Source organism: Pigmentiphaga sp. GD03639 (assembly GCF_029845405.1).
In the GTDB taxonomy this organism is placed as follows: domain Bacteria; phylum Pseudomonadota; class Gammaproteobacteria; order Burkholderiales; family Burkholderiaceae_B; genus Pigmentiphaga; species Pigmentiphaga daeguensis.
This window is the reverse complement of the sequence record NZ_JAOCLR010000027.1, coordinates 24,857-46,404: the sequence shown is the minus strand read 5'-3', so window position 1 is coordinate 46,404 and position 21,548 is coordinate 24,857. Positions and strand designations below refer to the sequence as shown.

The following is a 21,548-nucleotide window of genomic DNA, read 5'->3' as shown; positions in this document are numbered from 1 at the left end:
GGTGCCGGCTCCGCACTGGCCCCTGCGCACCGGCCTGGCCGTCCTGGGCGCCCCCGCGGCCGCCATCGGGCTGGCGATCGCCATCGCGCGCCGGGCGCCGCTGGACGATGCGCTGGACCGGCTGTATGCCGGCATGTTCATCGGCGTGCTGGCGCAGTTGCTGTTGCTGGGCGGCAGCCTGCTCCTGGGCACACGCGCAGCCGTGCCCATGCGCCGCGCCGTGGCCGTCACCCACGCGTGGGCCGGCATGATCGTGGGCCTCGTGCTGTTCGTGGTCTGCCTGACCGGCGTGTTCGCCGTGCTCAAGCAGGAAGTCCGCTATTGGGAGATGCCATCCGAGCGGCAGGCCCCCGCCCCGCGACCCGACCTGGACGCCCTGCTGCATGCGGGCCAGGCGCGATTCGGCGATGCCGCATCGTTGATGATCCAGTTGCCGGACGGCCTGCGGCGCCATGCCATCGTGGCCTCCGCCGGCGGCCGGCCGGCCACCGGCCAGGCCGCGCTGGTCCTGCGCGCCGACGATGCCCGTCCCATGCCCGCCACCCGTGGCGGCGCGGCGGAGCTGCTGGTCACGCTGCACAACACCCTGCACGCGGGCTTTCCGGGGCGGGTGGTCGTCAGCCTGTTCGGCTTCGCGCTGGCCTTCCTGGTCGTGGGCGGTGTGGCCAACCATCCCCGCCGGTCCCCCGGACTGCTGCGCCTGCGCATCGGCGCAGATGTCCGGACGCTGGCGCTGGACGTCCACAAGCTGCTGGGGCTCTGGCTGTCGCCGCTCCTGCTGCTGATCGCGGTGACGGGCATCTTCTCGGGCCTGGGCGCGCTGGCGACCGTCAACCTGGCGCCCCACGCCTTCCCCGACGACCCGCGCCGGGCCATGCAGGCGCTGATGGACAATGCTTCCTTCCCCGCGCTGGGGCAGCCCGCCGCCATGTCCAGCCTGAACGCCCTGGTCGACAGGCACCGGCAGGCCCATCCCGGATTCCAGGTGGAAAGCGTCGCCATCCTGCATTGGGGCGATGCACAGGCCTACGCCACTCTGCGCGGCCACGGCGCCGGCCAGTTGAGCACCGGCGTGTTCGAGCGCTTCCACTACCGTCTGCGCGACGGCGCGCTGCTGCGCCACGATAGCGCGGCGCAGCGTGGGCCCTGGACCCAGGCGTTCATCGCCATCCAGCCCCTGCACTTCGCGCAGTACGGCGGCACGGCCAGCCGCTGGCTGCATGCGGCGGGCGGCATGGCCGCCGCGCTGCTGGCCGCCTCCGGCACCTGGCTCTGGCTGCGGCGGCGGGCAACGCCGGACCGTCCGCTGGCCTGGCCGAGGCGGATCGCACAAGGCGTCTGCCTGGGGTTGACGCTCTCGTGCAGCGTGCTCCTGGCCATGACCTGCCTGACGCCGGACGCCATGCCGGACCGGCCGGCGCTGCAAGCGTGGGCCTTATGGGGCTCCTGGCTGGCGTCGGCCGCCGGCTTCGCCTGGCCCGGACACGGCGGCCGGCGCACCACGGCCGCGCTGCGGCTTGCCGGCCTGCTGCTCTGGCTGGCGGCCATCGCCGATCTGGCGCGCCAGGCCGGCCACCCGCTGGCCGCCCAACTGCCGGCGCTGGCCTTCGACCTCCTGCTGATCCTGGCGGGCACCCTGACGTGGCGGCTCGCCCGTTTTTCCTTTCGCCATCCATCATGACCCGACACAAACTCCCCGCCCCCGCCGGCGACGCCTCGCGCCAGCCCCGGCTTTTCGCGCTGTCCTCTTCGCTGGCCGTCCTCCAGGCCGACGCGACCGTCCATCTGATGCCCTTCCAGCGGAATGGCCTGCCGCGGGCCGGCTGGATCATGGGCATCAAACCCATTTCCGATACCGCCTCGGTCCACGGCAACCACTGGGAGCAGCATCCGCGCGGCGACGAAATCCTGACGCTGCTGGAAGGATCGCTGCGTGTCGTCCTGGCCGCGGACGCGGGCGCCGAATGCGAACTGAAAGTCGTCGCGGGCGAATCCCTCGTCGTTCCCCAGGGATGGTGGCACCGGCTGGAGGTAGGCCAGCCGGGCCGCCTGATGTTCGTCACTCCCGCCACCGACAGCGAGCACCGCCTGCACCGCCCCCACGACCAGGAAGACTGACATGCACACCCATTCCCCCGCCTCCACGGCACGGCGCGGCGCCACGCTGCTGCAATGGCCCATGATCGCCTGCCTGTACGCTTCCCAGGGCATCCCCTTCGGGCTCGCGATGGAAGCGCTGCCGGCCATCCTGCGCGGCCAGGGCGCCAGCCTCGGGGCCCTGGCCTACCTACCCCTGGTAAGCCTGCCCTGGGTACTGAAATGCGGCTGGGCACCCATCGTGGACAACCACTGGTCGCCACGCCTGGGGCGCCGGCGCAGCTGGATCCTGCCCATGCAGGCGCTGGTCCTGGCGCTGCTGCTGGGCGTCATGGCGATCGGTGTCACGCAGGCCACCCTGCCCTATCTGCTGGCGCTGTCGGTGGCCGCGTCGCTGGCCAGCGCCACGCAGGACATCGCCACCGACGGCCTGGTCGCCGAACGGTTCGAACCTCATGTGCTCGGCACCGCCAACGCGGTCCAGGTCGCCGGCACCATGATCGGCTTCTTCTACGGCGGCCCGGTGTTCCTGATGGCCTATGCGCGCGTCGGCCTGACGGGCGCGCTGCTGCTCCTGGCCCTGCCCATCGCGCTCAGCCTGGCGCTGGTCGCCGCCTGGCGCGAGCCCGCGTCCCTCTCCGATCGATGGCCGCGCCCGCGGCAGGCCAGCCTGTGGCGCTTCCTGCGGTCAGGTCGGCATGCCTGGGCCCTGGTCGCCGCCGCCTTCCTGTCCGCCGTGACCGTGGTGGCCTGCCACGGCCTGTCCAAGCTGCTGCTGGTCGATGCCGGCTGGGCGCTCGAGAAGATCGGTCAGGTGGGCATGGTCGGCGGCGCAGTCACCATCGTCCTGGGATGCGGAGGCGGCGCCTGGCTGGTGTCGCGGCTGGGCACCTGGGCGGTGTTTTTCACCGGCATCGCCTCGGCGGGCGTGGCGGCCGCGGTCTGGACCGCGCTGGCGTGGACCTCGCCCGCGCTGCCCGCCTACGCGGTCTGGGTGGCGACGCTGCTGACCAGCTTCGGCGCCGGCAGCGCATCCGTCGCGATGATGACCGCCGCCATGCGCTTCGCCCACGCGCGCGACCAGGCCGGCACCGACATGACCGCCGTGCAGAGCATGCGTGACCTGGGCGAGATGGCCGCGTCCTCGTCGCTGATGGCCCTGGCCGCGCTGGCGGGCTACGGCGGCAGCTTCATGGTTGGCGTCGGGCTGGCGCTGGCCACGCTGGTACTGACGCCGGCGCTGCTGCGGTCGCGCCGGGCCTAACCGGCTGTTTCGTCGAAACCGCCCAGCGCCTTCATCAGGTGCGCATGGAGGTTGAACGGCCGGCGGCGCGATCGCACCCGGACGTAATCCCCCGAGGGCTGCTGCTGCCAGGCCAGCTGGTTGTCGCGCAGGGCGAAGGTGAAGGATTCATCGATCACCCGCTTCTTCAGGGCCGGGTCGAATATGGGGAAAGCGACCTCGACCCGGCGGAAGAAATTGCGGTCCATCCAGTCGGCGGACGCCAGGTAGACCATCTCCTGGCCGCCGTTCAGGAAGTAGAACACCCGCGAATGCTCCAGGAAGCGGCCGACGATGGACCGCACGGTGATGTTCTCCGACAGCCCGGGGACGCCCGCGCGCAGGGTGCATACGCCCCGCACCACCAGATCGATGCGCACGCCGGCGCGGCTGGCCTTGTACAACTCCTCGATTACCGAGGGCTCGAGCAGCGAGTTCATCTTGGCCATGATCCGCGCCGGCTTGCCCGCCCGCGCATGGCGTGCCTCGCGGCGGACCAGCGCCACCATGGTCTCGTGCAGCGAGAACGGCGCCTGCAGCAGGCATTTCAGGTGGCGGCGCGCGCCCAGTCCGGTCAGTTGCGAGAAGATTTGCTCCATGTCCTCGCACATGCGCGCATCGGCGGTGAACAGGCCGAAGTCGGTGTAGAGGCGCGCGGTGCTGGGATGGTAGTTGCCGGTGCCCAGGTGGCCGTAGCGGCGGATGCGGCCGCGCTCATGACGCAGCACCAGGGCCATCTTGGCGTGGGTCTTGTGCCCCACCACGCCGTAGACCACGTGCGCGCCCACCTCTTCCAGGCGGGCGGCCCAGTTGATGTTGGTCTGCTCGTCGAAGCGTGCCATCAGTTCCACCACCACGGTCACTTCCTTGCCCGAACGGGCGGCCGCCAGCAGCAGGCGCATCAGCTCGGAGTCCTCGCCGGTGCGGTAGATGGTCTGCTTGATGGCGACCACGCCGGGATCGGCCGCCGCCGCGGTCAGGAAATCGATGACGGGCTGGAACGACTGGTAGGGATGGTGCAGCAGCCGGTCCTGCGTGGCGATGGCCTTGAACAGCTCGTCCGGCGTCAGGTTGTTGCGGTCGAAGGGGGACGGAATAGCCGCGCGGAACGGCGGGAATTTCAGCTCCGGCCGGTTGATGCCGTTCACCAGCTGCATCAGCCGCGCCAGGTTGACCGGCCCGTCCACCCGGTAGGCGTCGGCGGGCGTCAGGGAGAATTCCTTGAGCAGGAAGTTCTCGAGCTCCACCGGGCTGGAGTCGGCCAGCTCCAGCCGGACGCCGTCGCCGAAATGCCGCTGCGTCAGCTCGCCTTGCAGGGCCTGGCGCAGGTTGGTGATTTCCTCGTCATCGACGAACAGGTCGCTGTTGCGCGTCAAGCGCCACTGGTAGCAGCCGTCCACCGTCATGCCGGGGAACAGGTCGCCCACGAAGGCCTGCATGAACGAGGTCAGCATGACGTAGCCGTGAGGGTGGCCGGACAGCTCGGGCGGCATCTGCGTCAGGCGCGGCAAGGCGCGGGGCGCCTGCACGATGGCGATGGCGGCATTGCGGCCGAAGGCGTCGCGTCCCGACAGCTGGACGGCGAAGTTCAGGCTCTTGTTGAATACCCGCGGGAAAGGATGGGCCGGGTCGAGGCCGATGGGCGTCAACAGCGGCATGACGTCCAGCCGGAAGACCTCGTGCGCCCACGCCCGCTGCGCCGGGGTCCAGCTCTGCGCCATGTGCAGCACGATGCCCTCGGCCTGCAGCCGCGGCAGCACCTCGCGGTTCAGCAAGGCATATTGGCGCTCGACCAGCGCATGGGCGGCCTCGGATACACGCTGCACGACCTCGGCCGGCGTGCGGCCATCCAACCCGCGCGCACCGGGATTCTGCCGCACCTGTTCATGCAGGCTGGCCACGCGGATCTCGAAGAACTCGTCCAGGTTCGATGCGACGATGCACAGAAACCGCAATCTCTCGAGCAGGGGCGCCCGGTCGTCCTCGGCCAGGGCCAGCACTCGTTCGTTGAACTTGAGCAAGGCAAGCTCGCGATTCAGGAACAGGTCTTTGGCAGGCAATCTGGCAACCATGGAATATCCGCAAAAATGGGCGACGAAGCTGAGACGGTTATTTTTGCGTCAAAATGATGACTACCTTATGACAGTGCAACCATTCTGTCATCGAAGCGCCTTATTCTTGCAGTTCGCATTCCTTCTTTCCATTCCATGAACCAATTGCTCGCCGCCGTCGATCTCGGCTCCAACAGTTTCCGCCTGGTGATCGGCCGCGTGGTCGACGAAGGCGGGACCATCCAGATCTACCCGGTCGACCGGCTCAAGGAAACCGTGCGGCTGGCGGCGGGCCTGCGGGCGGACAAGACGCTGGATACCTCGACCACCGATTTCGCGCTGCAGGTGCTGCGCCGTTTCGGCGAACGCCTGCGCAGCTTCCATCCGGAACGCGTGCGGGCAGTGGCCACCAACACGTTCCGCGTGGCGCGCAACGTCGCCGAGTTCCTGCCGCTGGCGGAAGAGGCCCTGGGCTTTCCCATCGAGGTCATCGCCGGGCGCGAGGAAGCGCGCCTCATTTTCTCGGGCGTCTCGCACTCCCTGCCCCCTTCCCCCGCCAAGCGGCTCGTGGTCGACATCGGCGGCGGCTCGACCGAGTTCATCGTCGGACGGCGCTTCGAGCCCGAGCTGATGGAATCGCTGTACATGGGATGCGTGAGCTTCAGCCGCGCCTACTTCCCCGACGGCATCATCGACGCCCACGCCATGAAGCAGGCCGAAATGGCCGCCCGCCGCGAGATCGAGGTCATCGCCAAGCAGTATCGCAAGGCGGGATGGCAGGAAGCCTACGGCTCGTCGGGAACGAGCAAGGCGCTGGGCGCGATCCTGACCGAGTCCGGCTTTTCGGAATCCGGCATCACGCGCCGCGGCATGGACAAGCTCAAGGACAAGCTGATCAAGGCCGGTACGGTCGAACGCGCGCAGCTGGCGGGCATCAAGCCGGACCGCATCTCGGTGCTGCCCGGGGGCCTGGCCATCATGAGCGCGATCTTCGACGAGCTGGGCCTGGACGTGATGCGCACGGCCGACGGCGCGCTGCGCGTGGGGGTGCTGTACGACCTGGCCGGCCGCGACGCCTCGCTGGACAAGCGCGACGACACGGTGCGCCAGTTCATGAGCCGCTACAAGGTGGACCGCGCCCAGGCCACGCGCGTGCGCCAGACGGCGCTGGAACTGTTCAAGCAACTGGTGCCCATGCCCGCCGACGAGCACCAGGAATTGACCCGGGTGCTGGGCTGGGCCGCCGACCTGCACGAGATCGGCCTGTCCATCGCCCACAACACCTATCACCGGCACTCGGCCTACATCCTCGAACACGCCGACATGCCGGGCTTCTCGCGCCAGGACCAGGCGCTGCTCGCGCTCCTGGCGCTGGGCCACCAGGGCAAGCTGGCCAAGCTCCAGCACCTGGTCAACCACCACGAGCAATGGATCGCCATCCTGTGCCTGCGCCTGGCGGCCATTCTCTACCGCCGGCGCGAGGACATCGCCGCGCCGCCCATCAAGGTCTCGGTCAAGGGATCGTCCATCATCGTCAAGACCGACGCGGCCTGGATGAGTGCGCACCCGCTGACCGACTTCACGCTGCGCGCCGAGGAATCAGAATGGCGCAAGGTGGGATTCACGTTCGAGTTGCTTGAGCTCTGAACGCAGGCGCCGGGTCAGCCTGCGCAATACCTTCACCCCGGTGCGGCGCAGCCGCCGCGTCAACCGCAAACGCCTGCGCCGCGTTGCCGACGGACGCGGGAACGCGGCCGCCAGGCGGCGGCCAGGCGACGCCACGGATCTCACGAACGCCTCGAGACCTGGGATTCCAGCCCGAAGTGCCGGCGATAGCGATCGTCCAGCGCGTCGATGGACAGCAGCATGGGGAAATCGGCCGTGTTGAAATCGGCGTCCCAGGCCGGTTCGCCGCAGACGCGGGCCCCCACCTTCAGGTAGCCCTTGATCAGGGGCGGCACGCGGGTCGGCAGGTTGCAGTCCAGGCGCTCGACGGGAAGGCGGTGCAGCGGCTGCACGCGCAGGTCGCGGGCCTGTTCGATGTCGGCCGCCACCGAGCGGTACACCCCGGCCGCGGTCGCGCCGTCGTCGCGCAGGCTGACGCTGGCGCAACCGAACACGTAGCGCTTTCCGGTGCGGCGCAGGAACTCGGCCAGCCCCGACCACAGCAGCATGATGACGGCGCCGCTGCGGTAGTCGCGATGGGTGCAGGAACGTCCGAACTCGACCAGCTCGCTGCGGATGGCGCCCAGGCCGGACAGATCGAACTCGGATTCGGAATAGTAGCCGCCGGCCTGGCGGGCCTGATCGGGCCCCAGGATGCGGTAGGTGCCCACGACCCGGCCGGTATCCAGTTCGCGCACGATGAGGTGTTCGCACCATGCATCGAACCGGTCCTCGTCGATGCCGTCGATGGCGGTCGGGAACACGGCCCCCATGTCTTCGGTGAACACCTCGTAGCGCAGGCGCTGGGCTTGCCGGACCTCTTCCCAGGAACGCGCCAGCCCCACAGCCAGGCCGGGGGTCTGGACACCGCCTTGAAGTTCGTCGGCCAGGCCGCGACGCGCTTCGATGCGGGTGAATTCGAGCATATGCACACTCCTTGACAGGTAAGTCGAGTGTCGGTGCTTAGCGTTTCACGTCATTGACAGAATAATGACGGTACCATGAATCGGTCACAATTCGTGCCCTTGTTGAAACGCCTGCTTACGAATGGAGCTCCCCCCTACGCGCTTCGCGCGCCCCCCAGGGGGCGAAACCGGCGGACTGGCGGAGCCAGATCCGCGGTTTCCTGGGTCTAGTACCTGTTTCTTGGCACGTCACACCGTTGCTATCGCTGGCAGCCAGCGAAGCACAGGTGCTCCAACCCAAGATAAAGGAACTAGACCCAGGATGCGGTGGATCCGGCTCCGCCGGTCCACCCGCATCGCCCCCTTGAGGGGGCCCGCGTAAGCGGGTAGGGGGTGGGATTCCCCTCCCTAGACAAACTCGGGATTGATGACCGCGCGGACGACGACCTGGAAGTCTTCGTCGCGCTGGCGGCGGGCCAGCCACCACAGGCCGCCCTTCTTCAGGCTCCAGGGCAGGTCTTCGCCGGCCAGCAGGGTGCTGGCCACACGCCCCAGCGTGGGCTGGTGGCCCACCACCAGCACCGATCGCGGCGACAGGGGCCAGCCGGAGGCGGCCAGGACGTGGGCGGGCGCGGCCTCGGGCGCCAGTTCCGGCACGACGGTGTAGTCGCAGCCCAGGGCGTCGGCGGTCTGGCGCGTGCGCACCGCGGGGCTGGCCATGACCATCAGGTCGGAAGGGCCATGGGCCCGGAGCCACGCGGCGACGGCCTCGGCCTGCTTGTGCCCGCGCCGCGTCAGGGCGCGCTGCAGGTCGTTCGGGCCGTCTTCAGCCTCGGCGTGGCGCCAGAGAATCAGGTTCATGGATGCTGCTTGCATGGTCATGATCGAAGCTCCCGATTTTGCCTGCCGGGCATGACTGAGGCTTGACAGACCCTAGGCCAGGCTGGCGGACAGGAGTCCCAGGCACTCGTCGACCAGGGCCTCCTCGGCCGCCTCGACCATCAGGCGCAGCTTGGGCTCCGTACCCGAGGCACGGATCAGTACCCGTCCCTGGCCGTCCAGGCGCCGCTCGACCTCTTCCCTGGCATGGGCCAGCCCGGCGTGCTCGTGCCAGTCCAGGCCCGGCGCGAGCGGAACGTTCACCAGCTTCTGAGGATACAGCCGCAGCGGCTCCAACAGCTCGGCCAGCGACTTGCCCTGGCGGCGCATCGCCGCCAGGACCTGGAGCCCGGCCATGGTGCCGTCCCCGGTCGTATGCCGGTCCAGGCACAGCACGTGGCCGGAACTCTCGCCACCATACAGCCAGCCTTTCTTGCGCAGCATCGCCAGCACGTAGCGGTCGCCCACGGCGGCGCGCGCGAACGGCACGTTCAGGTCGCGCATCCGGTGCTCGAAGGCAAGATTGGTCATCTGCGTGCCGACCACGCCCGCGACCGGTCCGGCCAGCAGGCGGTCGGTCACGATGGCATACAGCAGCTCGTCGCCGTTGTAGCGCCTGCCGTCGCCATCGACCATCAACACGCGGTCGGCATCGCCGTCGAGCGCGATGCCCAGGTCGGCCTTCTGCGCTCCCACCGCCTCGGCCAGCGCATCCAGGTGCGTGGCGCCGACGCCGTCGTTGATGTTCATGCCGTTGGGCGCGCAGCCTATACAGCTGACGGTGGCCCCCAGCTCCTCGAACACGGCAGGCGCCACGTGATAGGCCGCGCCATGGGCCGCGTCGATCACCAGCCGCATGTCGGTCAGGTCGAGATCGTTGGGGAATCCGCTCTTGCAGAATTCGATGTAGCGGCCCGCGGCATCCGTCAGGCGCTTGGCGCGGCCCAGCTTGCCGGACGGCACGCATCCGACCGGTTCGCCCAGCGCCGCCTCGATGCGCAGCTCGACCTCGTCGGCCAGCTTCATGCCCGTGGCCGAGAAGAATTTGATGCCGTTGTCGAAATAGGGATTGTGCGAAGCGCTGATCACGATGCCGGCCGACAGGCGCAGCGCCCTGGTCAGGTATGCGATGGCCGGCGTGGGCATGGGACCGGCCAGCAGCACGTCGATGCCCGCCGCGGACAGCCCGGCCTCGAGCGCCGATTCCAGCATGTAGCCGGAGATGCGCGTGTCCTTGCCGATCAGGACGACCGGCTTCCCTCCCTCGCGATGTTCGGCCGTCAGGACCCGACCGGCCGCATACCCCAGGCGCAGCGCGAATTCCGCGTTGATGACCTTTGATCCGACCTTGCCCCGAATGCCGTCGGTTCCGAAATACTTGCGTCGTCCAACCATCTTGGATGGCCCCCTGCTTGTTGTTCTTGTCCGCGCGAGAGCGCGCGGCCATCATTCGTCCCAGGCCTGCACCGCTTGCCAGACCTTCAGGGCGTCCACGGTGGCCGCGACGTCGTGGACGCGGACGATGGCCGCCCCGCGATCCACCGCGGCCAGGGCCGCCGCGACGCTGCCCGCCACCCGTTCCCCCACGGGCTTGCCGGTCACCGCCCCGATCATGGTCTTGCGGGACACTCCGATTAGTAGCGGATATCCCAGCGCACCGATAGTGGGCAAACTACGCATGAGCTGGTAGTTGTGGGCGGTAGTCTTGCCGAACCCGAATCCCGGGTCCAGGCAGATCCGCTCGCGTGCCACGCCTGCCGCCAGCAGGCGCTGCGCCTGCTGGCGCAGGAAGGCGGCCACCTCGCCGGCCACGTTACCGTAGACCGGCGCCTGCTGCATGGTGCGCGGTTCGCCCTGCATGTGCATCACGCACAAACCGCTCGCCCCCCGCGCCACCGCCTCGATGGCCCCCGGCTGCCGGAATCCGTAGATATCGTTGATCATGTCGGCGCCCGCATCCAGCGCCGCCCGCATCACCGCCGGCTTGAAGGTGTCCACCGACAACGGCACCCCGCAATCCCGCAGCGCCTCGATCAACGGCAACAGCCTTGCCAGCTCGTCCTCCAACGACACCGGCGCGGCCCCCGGCCGCGTCGACTCGCCGCCGATATCCAGCATGTCGGCCCCTTCGGCGACCAGTTGCCGCGCATGCGCGATCCCCGCATCCAGCGCCAGACTCTTCCCCCCATCGGAAAACGAATCCGGCGTGACGTTGATGACCCCCATGACCAGCGGCCGGGAAAACTCAAGAGAAAAGCGACCGCACTGAAGCCGAAGCGGAGTATCAGAATGAATTGGCACGGAACCCTGCATGCATGCTTACGCCACGAAACAACAAAGGGCGGCAAAAACGCCGCCCTCCACCAGCCAGTTGCCCTCCCAGGGCACGGCGGATCCGGCTCCGCCGGTCCGCCAGTGCCGCCCCTGGGGGCCGCGCGAAGCGCGTAGGGGGACCGCTAAGCCACCGCTGTTGCGTTCTGCGCGACGCCGCCGGTGCTGGGCGGCGTGTTGGGCGGCGCGCCGGCCGAATCCGAGGCCTTGGGCGGCCGCGGCGGACGTCCGTCGATGATGTCGTTGATCTGGTCCGCGTCGATGGTTTCCCACTCGAGCAGCGCGCGGGTCATGGATTCGACCTTGTCGCGGTTGTCCTCCAGGATCTTGCGCGCCACCGCGTACTGCTCATCGATGATGCGGCGGATCTCGCCATCGACCTTCTGCATGGTCGCCTCGGACACCTGGGTCGTCTTGGTGATGCTGCGGCCCAGGAACACCTCGCCTTCGTTCTCGGCATAGACCATGGGGCCCAGCGAGTCGGTCATGCCGTAGCGGGTGACCATGTCGCGCGCGATCTGGGTCGCCCGCTCGAAGTCGTTCGAGGCGCCGGTGGTCATCTGGTTCATGAAGACCTCTTCGGCGATACGGCCGCCGAACAGCACCGCGATGGTGTTCAGCATGCGGTCCTTGTCCATGCTGTAGCGATCGCCCTCGGGCAACTGCATGGTCACGCCCAGCGCGCGGCCGCGCGGGATGATGGTGACCTTGTGCACCGGGTCGGTCTTGGGCAGCATCTTGGCGACGATGGCGTGGCCGGACTCGTGGTACGCGGTGTTGCGGCGCTCTTCCTCGGGCATGACGATGGAGCGGCGCTCGGCGCCCATGATGATCTTGTCCTTGGCCTTCTCGAAGTCCAGCATGTCCACCGTGCGGCCGTTGCGGCGGGCGGCGAACAGCGCGGCCTCGTTCACGAGGTTGGCGAGGTCCGCGCCCGAGAAACCGGGCGTGCCGCGGGCCAGGATGGTGGCGTCGACGTCGGACGACACCGGCACCTTGCGCATGTGGACCTTCAGGATCTGCTCGCGGCCGCGGATGTCGGGCAGCGGCACCACGACCTGGCGGTCGAAGCGGCCCGGGCGCAGCAGCGCCGGGTCGAGCACGTCGGGCCGGTTGGTGGCGGCGATCACGATGATGCCCTGGCCGGTCTCGAAGCCGTCCATTTCCACCAGCATCTGGTTCAGGGTCTGCTCGCGCTCGTCGTTGCCGCCGCCCAGGCCGGCGCCGCGCTGGCGGCCGACGGCGTCGATTTCATCGATGAAGATGATGCAGGGGGCATGCTTCTTGGCGTTCTCGAACATGTCGCGCACGCGGGCCGCGCCCACGCCGACGAACATCTCGACGAAGTCCGAGCCGGAGATGCTGAAGAACGGCACCTTGGCCTCGCCGGCGATGGCGCGCGCCAGCAGGGTCTTGCCGGTACCCGGCGAGCCCACCATCAGCACGCCGCGCGGAATGCGGCCGCCCAGCTTCTGGAATTTCGAGGGGTCGCGCAGGAAGTCGACCAGTTCCTGGACGTCTTCCTTGGCCTCGTCGCAGCCCGCGACGTCGGCGAAGGTGACCGTGTTCGAATTCTCGTCCAGCATGCGCGCACGCGACTTGCCGAAGTTGAACGCGCCGCCGCGTCCGCCGCCCTGCATCTGGCGCATGAAGAATATCCAGACGCCGATCAGCAGCAGCATCGGGAACCACGAGACGAAGATGCTCATGAAGAGCGAGGGCTCTTCCTTGGCCTTGCCCGATACCTGGACGCCGTACTTCATCAGGTCGCTGACCAGCCAGAGATCGCCGGGGGACGTGATGCTGTAGGGACGGCCGTCGGTGGGCGTGACGCTCAGCACATCGCCCTGGATGTCCACTTTCTGGATGCGCCCGGCCTTGGCCTCTTCCATGAACTGGGAGTAGGACACGGTGTCCTGCGGACGGGTACGGCCCTCGAACTGCTTGAAGACCGTAAACAGGACGAATGCGATCACCATCCAGACCGCGACTTTGGAGAACATGTTGTTCAAGGTCGATCTCCTACTTGATTGCCGATCGGTCGACCTGCCGGAAAATATCCGGCCCGATCGGACACTAAGTCCGATTCTACTATTGTCGGCCGCCGGGATTCTTCAGCCCCACCCCCACGAGAAAGGTCTCGGAGGATTTGTCCCGCGACGCCTTGGGCTTGCGTTCCACCACTCGGCGGAAAGTCTGCTTGAAACTCTGCACGATCTGGGAAAAGCCGCTGCCGTGAAAAGCCTTCACGATCAGCGCCCCGTCGGGCTTGAGGTGCTCCTGCGCGAACTCCCGTGCCAGATCGCACACGTGCTGGATACGCGCCGAGTCCGCAGCCCCGACTCCCGATAGATTGGGGGCCATGTCGGAAATCACAAGGTCCACCGGCTGGCTTCCCAGCAGGGCCTCGAGCTGATGCAGCACGGCTTCCTCGCGAAAATCGCCCTGGATGAATTCCACGCCGGCCACCGGCTCCATGGGAAGCAGGTCCAGGGCGATGATCCGTCCCCGTATCGTACCCTGCGGGCCGGCCAGGCGCTCGCGGGCGACCTGGGACCAGCTGCCGGGCGCCGAACCGAGGTCGATCACCACGTCGCCGGGCCTCATGAGCTTCTCGGTATCCAGGATCTCGGTCAGTTTGAAGGCGGCCCGGGCACGGTATCCCTTCTGCTGCGCGAGCTTCACATAGGGGTCGTTGATGTGCTGGTGCAACCAGTTCTTCGAAAACTTGTTCTTGGCCATATCTGCCCGGTCGCCCGGGTCGGTATCGATTCAAATCAATGCGGCATCGCCGCGCTATCGGGAGCATACTGCGGACTGGCCATCGCGCCGTTGGCCCGGCTCCCGTACAATCTCGTCATGCCAGTCCTAGACATCAATTCGACATTGCGCAGCGCCCTCCGGGCCGCTGCCCACCCGCTCAAGCCGGTCGTCCTCATCGGCGACAAGGGCCTGAGCGACGCCGTCCTGCAGGAAATCGACCGCAACCTCTCGGCGCACGGCCTGATCAAGGTCCGCGCCGGCGGCGAGGACCGCGCCACGCGAGACGAACTGCTCTACAAGATCTGCGGCGAGCTGTCCTGCGCGCCCGTCCATCACCTGGGCAAGATCTTCATCCTGTACCGTCCCACCGAACGCGATCCCGACGCGGCCGACCTGCTGGGCGCCCGCAAGCCCAAGCCGGACGTGTCCACGCTGGGTACCGGCGCGCGCAAGGCCAACGAAGCCCACCTGCCCAAGAAGCTGGCGGTGGCCGGCAAGCCCGCCGCACCGGCCCGCACCAGGGCGGAACGCCCGGACCGGGCCGAGCGCGACGGCGGCGCCATGACCGCGCGGGAACGCTACCTGGGCACGGACAAGCGCCAACGGCCGTCCATCCACGAGGAAACCGGTTCGCGCCGGGGCGCCGCGCGCACCACGCCGGCCCGCCGGCCCTCGGGCCTTGGTTCGACGCTGGGCGCCGCCCGCAAGACCGCAGCCGGCAAGCCCGCGGCCAAGCGGGCGGGCAGCGCGCTGTCGTTGCGCGCCGGCGCCCGTGGCCGGCCGGCCGAAGGCGGTCAACGCACGACCGCCACCAGCCGCAAGCCCAGGACCGCCACCAAGAAGTAAAGCACGCTCGACACCCCGTGCCAGGTCCCGAAATCCGCCCAGGCGGGAACGGCCTGGCCGGCGGCGATCAGGGCTCGTCCGTAGTCCAGCACGGGCCGGGTGCCGAAATACCCCAACCCCACTCCCACCGCCATGAGCAGCACGGCGCGGCGCCCCGCCGCCCCCAGCGGCAGCCCGCGCCCCAGCCGGTCCAGCAGCAGCATCGACAACGCCACCACCAGCCCGCCATACGCCAGCAACCGGAACAGCGATCCCGCCGTCGCCGCCGCGCGCATGGGCTCGAGCTGGGAAAACAACAACGGCGCCACCACCAGCCCGATCGTCCAGAGCGCCCCACACCACAGCGCCGCCAACAGCCGCACCACCGTAGCCATCAATCAGCCTCCAGGGCAGACCAACACATTGAATCAGGACAAAAATAGGGCAAAAGAACCCCACCCCCTCAAGTCCAGGATGCGGTGGATCCGGCTCCGCCGGTCCACCCGCATCGCCCCACGGGACCCGGCGCCGGGCCGCCCCAAGGCGGGTCCCGGCCCCCTTGGGGGGCTGCCGCGTAGCGGCTGGGGGCTCACCATTCTGGGCGCGCGTCAGCGCGTAGGGGGGTACCAGATCAGGGGGGACTATAACTATATATACCGGACGTCCAGAACCTCGTACTCCCGGATGCCGGACGGCGCCTGCACCTCGGCCACGTCGCCGACCGATTTGCCGATCAGCGCGCGCGCGATGGGGCTGGATACCGAGATCAGGTTGGACCGGATGTCCGCCTCGTCGTCGCCCACCACCTGGTAGGTGACACGCTCGCTGGACTCCAGGTCCTCCAGGTCGACCGTGGCGCCGAACACGATGCGGCCGCCCGCGTCCAGTTCGACCGGATCGATGATCTGCGCATTCGACAGCTTGGCCTCGAGCTCCTGGATGCGCCCTTCGATGAAGCCCTGTTTTTCCTTGGCGGCATCGTATTCGGCGTTCTCGGACAGGTCTCCCTGGGCGCGGGCATCGGCGATCGCGGTGATCACGGCGGGTCGCTCCACCGTCTTGAGTCGATGCAGTTCCTGCTTCAGGCGCTCGGCCCCGCGCAAGGTCAGCGGAATGGCAGCCATGTGTACTTCCTTTACGTCTGTGGATTTCGCATCCCCGCGAAGGCGCAAGCTGGCGCCTGCCGCGCTACGGGCGCGGCCGGGAATGGCGATGGTGAAAAATAAAACCCCGGCTCGATCAGGAACCGGGGCGATCAATGTAGATTGTCCGAAAACTGGCGAGAACGCGCAAGCGCCCTCGGGCAAACTTTACCGTTTGAAAACCAAGGGTTAACCCTTGGAACGACCGGCCGGCCGCGCCGCCATGGCTATTCCCAGCACCAGCACCCCCAGCAGGACGATGTGGAACACGAGGTCCGGCCAGGTCTGCGGCCCCACTCCGATCACGATGGTGAAAACGCCCACCAGCGTCCCCAGCAGGGCGAATGCCTGGACCCCCAGCGCAATGCGGCGGGCCGCGCCGGCCCACCGCCGCCCCGCAAGCAAACCCAGAATCAGCACCCCGGCGATGATCCCTTCGGCCGTGGCCGCCCTCGCATGCCCGTAGGCATGGCCCAGGACGCCGGCATGGACCAGGCTGGCGGCGGCGAACAGCGCGGCCTCGGCCGCCAGGAAACGGGCGACTTTCGGGCGGATGCTCGTCTCGTTGCGTAAGGCATTCATGGCTTCCAGCGCCGCCGACGCCTGGAAACTGATGTTCGATTTCCTGATGAAGTCGGCCCCCCAGCGCCTGGAGAGCCAGCAGAAGCATGGCCTCACGCCCAACGATTCGCGCGCGCTCTTCTCGCTGGACAAGGCGGGGAAGCCGGTGGGCACGCTGGCGCGTGAGTGGGGGTGCGATCCATCCACGGCGACCTGGCTGGTGGACCGCCTCGAACGCGCAGGGCTGGCCGAGCGGGTACCCTCGCCCGACGACCGGCGGGTCAAGCTGGTGCGTGTGACGCGCAGGGGTACGGAGACCCTGCAGGACCTGATGGCCGCCTATCAGCGCCCGCCCGCGGAGATGTCACGCCTGTCACGGGACGAATTGGCGGCGCTGGTCGGCATCCTGAGCAAGCTGCGCAAGGACGCCTGACGGCGCCCTTCCCTTGCCTTCGCATCTGGCGGCGCGCCAAGACAAAGGGCGCTCCCCCTTGCGGGGAAGCGCCCTCGCCGGGAACGTTCCGGCGGGAAGCCGTCAGGCCACCGAGCGGTGCAGTTCCTGCAGCGAATACACCTGCAGGCCGGCGCCCTGGCGCATGTACTGCATGCCCTCGACCGCCGCCCAGGCGCCCGCCACCGTCGTGTAGTAGGTGACGCGCGAGGCCAGCGCCGAGGTCCGGATGGCCCGCGAATCGGCGATCGCGTTGCGGCGCTCTTCCACGGTGTTGATCACCAGCGCGATCTCGCCGTTCTTGACCATGTCGACGATGTTGGGCCGGCCCTCGGTGACCTTGTTGACGACCTTCACCGGGATGCCCGCGGCCTCGATGGCGGCCGCCGTGCCGCGCGTGGCGACCAGCGAGAAGCCCAGGCCGTGCAAGCCGCGCGCAACCGCGATGACCTTGCCCTTGTCCTCGTTCTTGACGCTGATGAAGGCGGTGCCGCTTTCAGGCAGGCGCACGCTGGCCGCGAGCTGCGACTTCACGAAGGCCTCGCCGAAGCTCTCGCCCACGCCCATCACTTCGCCGGTGGACTTCATCTCGGGTCCGAGGATGGTGTCCACGCCCGGGAACTTCACGAACGGGAACACTGCTTCCTTGACCGAGAAATACCTGGGCACGATTTCCTCGCCCAGGCCCTGGTCGTCGAGCGAACGGCCGGCCATGGCGCGGGCGCCGATCTTGGCCAGCGGCAGCGAGGTCGCCTTGGACACGTACGGCGCGGTGCGCGAGGCGCGCGGATTCACTTCCAGCACGTAGACGGTGCCCTGCTGGATCGCGAACTGCACGTTCATCAGGCCGACCACGTTCAGCGCGCGCGCCATCAGGCCGGTCTGGCGCTTGATTTCCTCGATCAGCTCGGCCGACAGCGAGTACGGCGGCAGGCAGCAGGCCGAATCGCCCGAGTGCACGCCGGCCTGCTCGATGTGTTCCATCACGCCGCCGATGAAGACGCGCTTGCCGTCGGACAGGCAGTCCACGTCGACTTCGATGGCGTCGTTCAGGAAGCGGTCCAGCAGCACGGGCGAGTCATTGCTGACCTTGACCGCCTCGCGCATGTAGCGCTCGAGGTCCTTCTGCTCGTGCACGATTTCCATCGCGCGGCCGCCCAGCACGTAGCTGGGGCGCACCACCAGCGGATAGCCGATGTCCTGGGCATGCGCCAGGGCCTCGGCTTCGGTGCGCGCCGTGCGGTTGGGCGGCTGGCGCAGGCCGAGCTTGTGCAGCAGCTTCTGGAAGCGCTCGCGGTCCTCGGCGATGTCGATGGATTCCGGGCTGGTGCCGATGATGGGCACGCCGTTGGCTTCCAGCGCCTTGGCCAGCTTCAGCGGAGTCTGGCCGCCGTACTGGACGATCATGCCGACCGGCTTTTCCTTGTCGACGATCTCGAGCACGTCCTCCAGCGTGAGCGGCTCGAAATACAGCCGGTCGGAAGTGTCGTAGTCGGTCGAGACGGTTTCCGGGTTGCAATTGACCATGATGGTCTCGAACCCGTCCTCGCGCAGCGCCATGGCGGCATGCACGCAGCAATAGTCGAACTCGATGCCCTGGCCGATGCGGTTCGGTCCGCCGCCCAGCACGATGATCTTCTTCTTGTCGGTGGGGTTGGCCTCGCACTCTTCCTCGTAGGTCGAGTACATGTAGGCGGTATGCGTGGCGAACTCGGCCGCGCAGGTGTCGACGCGCTTGTAGACCGGACGCACGTCGTACTGGTGGCGCAGCTTGCGCACCTCGGTCTCGGTGGTGTCCAGCAGATAGGCCAGGCGGCGATCGGAGAAACCCTTGCGCTTGAGCTGCCAGAAAGTGTTGCGGTCGAGATCGGCCAGCGTCTTCTTCTCGAGCGCCAGCTCGATATCGACGATTTCCTTGATCTGCGCCAGGAACCACGGATCGATGTGGGTCAGCTGGTGCACTTCCTCGAGCGAAAAGCCCTGCGCGAAGGCGTCGCCCACGAACCAGATGCGCTCGGGACCGGGCTCGCCCAGCTCGACCTCGATGCGCTCGCGATCGGTGGTCTTCTGGTTCAAGCCGTCCACGCCCACTTCCAGGCCGCGCAGCGCCTTCTGGAACGACTCCTGGAAGGTACGGCCGATGGCCATCACCTCGCCCACGGACTTCATCTGCGTGGTCAGGTGGGCGTCGGTCTGCGGGAACTTCTCGAACGCGAAACGCGGCACCTTGGTGACCACGTAATCGATGGTGGGCTCGAACGAGGCGGGCGTCGCGCCGCCGGTGATGTCGTTGCGCAGTTCATCCAGCGTGTAGCCGACCGCCAGCCGGGCCGCCACCTTGGCGATGGGGAAGCCCGTGGCCTTCGAGGCCAGCGCCGACGACCGCGACACGCGCGGGTTCATCTCGATCACGATCATGCGGCCGTTGGCCGGGTTGACCGCGAACTGCACGTTCGAACCGCCGGTGTCCACGCCGATCTCGCGCAGCACCGCGATCGAGGCGTTGCGCATCAGCTGGTATTCCTTGTCGGTCAGCGTCTGCGCCGGGGCGACCGTGATCGAGTCGCCGGTGTGGATGCCCATGGGATCCAGGTTCTCGATGGAGCAGACGATGATGCAGTTGTCGGCCTTGTCGCGCACGACTTCCATCTCGAATTCCTTCCATCCGACCAGCGATTCCTCGATCAGCAGTTCGCTGGTGGGCGAGGCCTCCAGGCCGCGGCGGCAGATGGTCTCGAATTCCTCGGCGTTGTAGGCGATGCCGCCGCCCGTGCCGCCCAGCGTGAAGCTGGGCCGGATCACGACCGGGAAACCGCTGGTGCCGGTCTGCTCGGCGATGCGGCGCTGCATGTCCCAGGCTTCGTCCATGGAGTGGGCGACGCCCGACTTGGCCGACTCCAGGCCGATGCTGGTCATCGCGTCCTTGAACTTCTGGCGGTCCTCGGCCTTCTCGATCGCATGGGCGTTGGCGCCGATCAGCTCCACGCCGTACTTGGCCAGCACGCCCTGCTTGTCGAGGTCCAGCGCGCAATTCAGCGCGGTCTGCCCGCCCATGGTGGGCAGCAGCGCGTCGGGGCGCTCTTTCTCGATGATCTTCTCGACCACCTGCCAGGTGATGGGCTCGATGTAGGTGACGTCGGCCGTTTCCGGGTCCGTCATGATCGTGGCGGGGTTGCTGTTGACCAGGATCACCTTGTAACCCTCGGCCTTCAGCGCCTTGCAGGCCTGCGCGCCCGAGTAGTCGAACTCGCACGCCTGGCCGATGACGATCGGGCCGGCGCCGATGATGAGGATGCTTTGGATATCTGTACGCTTGGGCATGACGCGGCTTAACCTTGTTGCTTGCTCTGTTGCATCAGTTGGGTGAACCGATCGAACAGGACGACGATGTCGTGGGGTCCCGGGCTGGCCTCGGGATGGCCTTGGAAGCAGAACGCCGGCCGGTCGGTCAGCTCGAAGCCCTGCAGCGAGCCGTCGAACAGCGACACGTGCGTGACGCGCGTATTGGCCGGCAGGGTCTCGGGGTCGACGGCGAAGCCGTGGTTCTGGCTGGTGATGAAGACCCGGCCGGTGGCGACGTCCTTGACCGGATGGTTGGCGCCGTGGTGGCCCAGCTTCATCTTCAGCGTCTTGGCGTTCAGCGCCAGGCCCATGATCTGGTGTCCCAGGCAGATGCCGAACACCGGGATCCGGCGCTCGAAGAAGGCGCGGGTGGCCTCGATGGCGTAGTCGCAGGGCTCGGGATCGCCAGGGCCGTTCGACAGGAACACGCCGTCGGGATTCAGGGCCAGCACCTCGGCCGCCGGGGTCTGCGCCGGCACCAGGGTGACGCGGCAGCCGCGGTCCACCAGCAGGCGCAGGATGTTCCACTTCACGCCGAAATCATAGGCGACGACGTGGAAGCGGCCATCGCCCTTGGGCGCGTGGCCGGCGCCCAGGCGCCAGATGCCTTCGGTCCACTCGGCGGCCTTGTCCACGGACACGACCTTGGCCAGGTCCAGGCCCGACATGCCGGGGAATTCGCGCGCCAGGCGCAGGGCTTCCTGTTCGTCGCTGCCGGCGTACACGCAGCCGTTCTGGGCGCCCTTGTCGCGCAGGATCCGGGTAAGCTTGCGGGTGTCGATGCCGGCGATGCCCACGACGTTCTGCTGGACGAGATAGTCGGACAGCGAACGCTGCGAGCGGAAATTCGACACGACCAGCGAGTAGTCGCGCACGACCAGGCCCGCCACGTGGACCTTGGCGGCCTCGCGGTCCTCGTCGTTGATGCCGGTATTGCCGATGTGGGGATAGGTGAGCGTTACGATCTGGCGGCTGTAGCTGGGATCGGTAACGATCTCCTGGTACCCTGTGATGGCGGTATTGAACACGACCTCGCCCACTGCATGGCCAGGCGCCCCGATGGACGTGCCACGAAAGATCGTGCCGTCGGCAAGCGCCAGTATTGCGGGGGTAGTCTCGGGAAAGAGAGACGGCAACAAGAGAGAATCTCCGAATGGAGTCCTCCTCCCGAGGGTACGCCAACAGGCGCCGCAAGGTGTCGGGCGGCACAACCCGGCTCAGCCATTCTTGCGCAGCTTCCTGCGCGGGCCTGGC

The 21,548-nt window shown here is 67.9% G+C and carries 18 protein-coding genes; 6 read left to right on the top strand and 12 right to left on the bottom strand.

Annotation, left to right across the window (positions count from 1 at the left end; translation table 11 throughout):
- Window position 1: 1 nt before the first annotated feature.
- The 3 genes from N5K27_RS22860 to N5K27_RS22850 are packed head-to-tail and all read left to right on the top strand — an operon-like array spanning window position 2 to window position 3,361.
- Window positions 2-1,681, top strand: coding sequence for a PepSY-associated TM helix domain-containing protein (locus N5K27_RS22860; RefSeq protein ID WP_279819185.1), 1,680 nt, complete (start codon window positions 2-4; stop codon window positions 1,679-1,681).
- Window positions 1,678-2,118 carry a cupin domain-containing protein gene (locus N5K27_RS22855; protein WP_279819182.1) on the top strand — a complete coding sequence of 147 codons (441 nt, stop codon included), beginning with the start codon at window positions 1,678-1,680 and terminating at the stop codon, window positions 2,116-2,118. Before N5K27_RS22860 ends, N5K27_RS22855 begins: the two co-directional genes overlap by 4 nt.
- A gap of 1 nt (window position 2,119) precedes the next feature.
- Complete coding sequence (locus N5K27_RS22850) at window positions 2,120-3,361, top strand: RhtX/FptX family siderophore transporter (protein ID WP_132979350.1); 1,242 nt, start codon at window positions 2,120-2,122, stop codon at window positions 3,359-3,361.
- On the opposite strand, the gene ppk1 is transcribed toward N5K27_RS22850, so the two are convergent.
- The gene (gene ppk1 / locus N5K27_RS22845; RefSeq protein WP_132979351.1) at window positions 3,358-5,451 is read right to left on the bottom strand and encodes a polyphosphate kinase 1; all 2,094 of its coding nucleotides are present in this window, start codon (window positions 5,449-5,451) and stop codon (window positions 3,358-3,360) included. The two genes, N5K27_RS22850 and ppk1, sit on opposite strands and share 4 nt — an antisense overlap.
- 135 nt (window positions 5,452-5,586) lie before the next feature.
- On the opposite strand from ppk1, the gene ppx reads away from it, so the two are divergent.
- Window positions 5,587-7,077: an exopolyphosphatase gene (ppx, locus tag N5K27_RS22840; protein WP_087839706.1), complete on the top strand. Its 1,491-nt coding sequence runs from the start codon at window positions 5,587-5,589 to the stop codon at window positions 7,075-7,077.
- Between the two features lie 140 nt (window positions 7,078-7,217).
- Here ppx and N5K27_RS22835 read toward each other — a convergent pair whose 3' ends face one another.
- The 6 genes from N5K27_RS22835 to N5K27_RS22810 form a co-directional block, all read right to left on the bottom strand.
- Window positions 7,218-8,021 (bottom strand): GNAT family N-acyltransferase, encoded by an 804-nt coding sequence (locus tag N5K27_RS22835; RefSeq protein ID WP_087839707.1) that lies wholly within the window; start codon window positions 8,019-8,021, stop codon window positions 7,218-7,220.
- Window positions 8,022-8,408: 387 nt separating this feature from the next.
- Window positions 8,409-8,861 (bottom strand): histidine phosphatase family protein, encoded by a 453-nt coding sequence (locus tag N5K27_RS22830; RefSeq protein ID WP_087839708.1) that lies wholly within the window; start codon window positions 8,859-8,861, stop codon window positions 8,409-8,411.
- 72 nt (window positions 8,862-8,933) lie between these two features.
- On the bottom strand, window positions 8,934-10,274 hold the full coding sequence (glmM, locus tag N5K27_RS22825; protein WP_087839709.1) for a phosphoglucosamine mutase: 1,341 nt from the start codon (window positions 10,272-10,274) through the stop codon (window positions 8,934-8,936).
- A gap of 51 nt (window positions 10,275-10,325) precedes the next feature.
- A complete protein-coding gene (folP, locus tag N5K27_RS22820) occupies window positions 10,326-11,192 on the bottom strand; it encodes a dihydropteroate synthase (protein ID WP_132979352.1) in 867 nt (288 codons plus the stop codon).
- Between the two features lie 143 nt (window positions 11,193-11,335).
- Window positions 11,336-13,222: an ATP-dependent zinc metalloprotease FtsH gene (gene ftsH, locus N5K27_RS22815; RefSeq protein ID WP_087839711.1), complete on the bottom strand. Its 1,887-nt coding sequence runs from the start codon at window positions 13,220-13,222 to the stop codon at window positions 11,336-11,338.
- Window positions 13,223-13,301: 79 nt separating this feature from the next.
- Window positions 13,302-13,952, bottom strand: a complete 651-nt coding sequence (locus N5K27_RS22810; RefSeq protein ID WP_087839712.1) for an RlmE family RNA methyltransferase — start codon at window positions 13,950-13,952, stop codon at window positions 13,302-13,304.
- Window positions 13,953-14,069: 117 nt separating this feature from the next.
- Between N5K27_RS22810 and N5K27_RS22805 the strand changes: the two genes are divergently transcribed.
- A complete protein-coding gene (locus tag N5K27_RS22805; protein ID WP_087839713.1) occupies window positions 14,070-14,819 on the top strand; it encodes a YhbY family RNA-binding protein in 750 nt (249 codons plus the stop codon).
- On the opposite strand, the gene N5K27_RS22800 is transcribed toward N5K27_RS22805, so the two are convergent.
- From N5K27_RS22800 to N5K27_RS22790, 3 genes are all read right to left on the bottom strand, one after another.
- Window positions 14,768-15,193, bottom strand: coding sequence for a DUF4149 domain-containing protein (locus N5K27_RS22800; protein ID WP_087839714.1), 426 nt, complete (start codon window positions 15,191-15,193; stop codon window positions 14,768-14,770). The genes N5K27_RS22805 and N5K27_RS22800 overlap by 52 nt on opposite strands.
- Window positions 15,194-15,445: 252 nt before the next feature.
- Window positions 15,446-15,922 (bottom strand): transcription elongation factor GreA, encoded by a 477-nt coding sequence (gene greA / locus N5K27_RS22795; RefSeq protein WP_087839715.1) that lies wholly within the window; start codon window positions 15,920-15,922, stop codon window positions 15,446-15,448.
- Window positions 15,923-16,129: 207 nt separating this feature from the next.
- Complete coding sequence (locus N5K27_RS22790; RefSeq protein WP_279819169.1) at window positions 16,130-16,522, bottom strand: hypothetical protein; 393 nt, start codon at window positions 16,520-16,522, stop codon at window positions 16,130-16,132.
- On the opposite strand from N5K27_RS22790, the gene N5K27_RS22785 reads away from it, so the two are divergent.
- Window positions 16,521-16,934 carry a MarR family transcriptional regulator gene (locus tag N5K27_RS22785; protein ID WP_279819167.1) on the top strand — a complete coding sequence of 138 codons (414 nt, stop codon included), beginning with the start codon at window positions 16,521-16,523 and terminating at the stop codon, window positions 16,932-16,934. The genes N5K27_RS22790 and N5K27_RS22785 overlap by 2 nt on opposite strands.
- A gap of 102 nt (window positions 16,935-17,036) precedes the next feature.
- On the opposite strand, the gene carB is transcribed toward N5K27_RS22785, so the two are convergent.
- Together carB and carA are read right to left on the bottom strand one after the other, a co-directional pair.
- The gene (gene carB / locus N5K27_RS22780) at window positions 17,037-20,273 is read right to left on the bottom strand and encodes a carbamoyl-phosphate synthase large subunit (protein ID WP_087839718.1); all 3,237 of its coding nucleotides are present in this window, start codon (window positions 20,271-20,273) and stop codon (window positions 17,037-17,039) included.
- An 8-nt stretch (window positions 20,274-20,281) separates the two neighbouring features.
- Entirely contained in the window at window positions 20,282-21,433 is a 1,152-nt protein-coding gene (gene carA, locus N5K27_RS22775) for a glutamine-hydrolyzing carbamoyl-phosphate synthase small subunit (protein WP_087839719.1), read from the bottom strand.
- Between the last annotated feature and the right edge of the window lie 115 nt (window positions 21,434-21,548).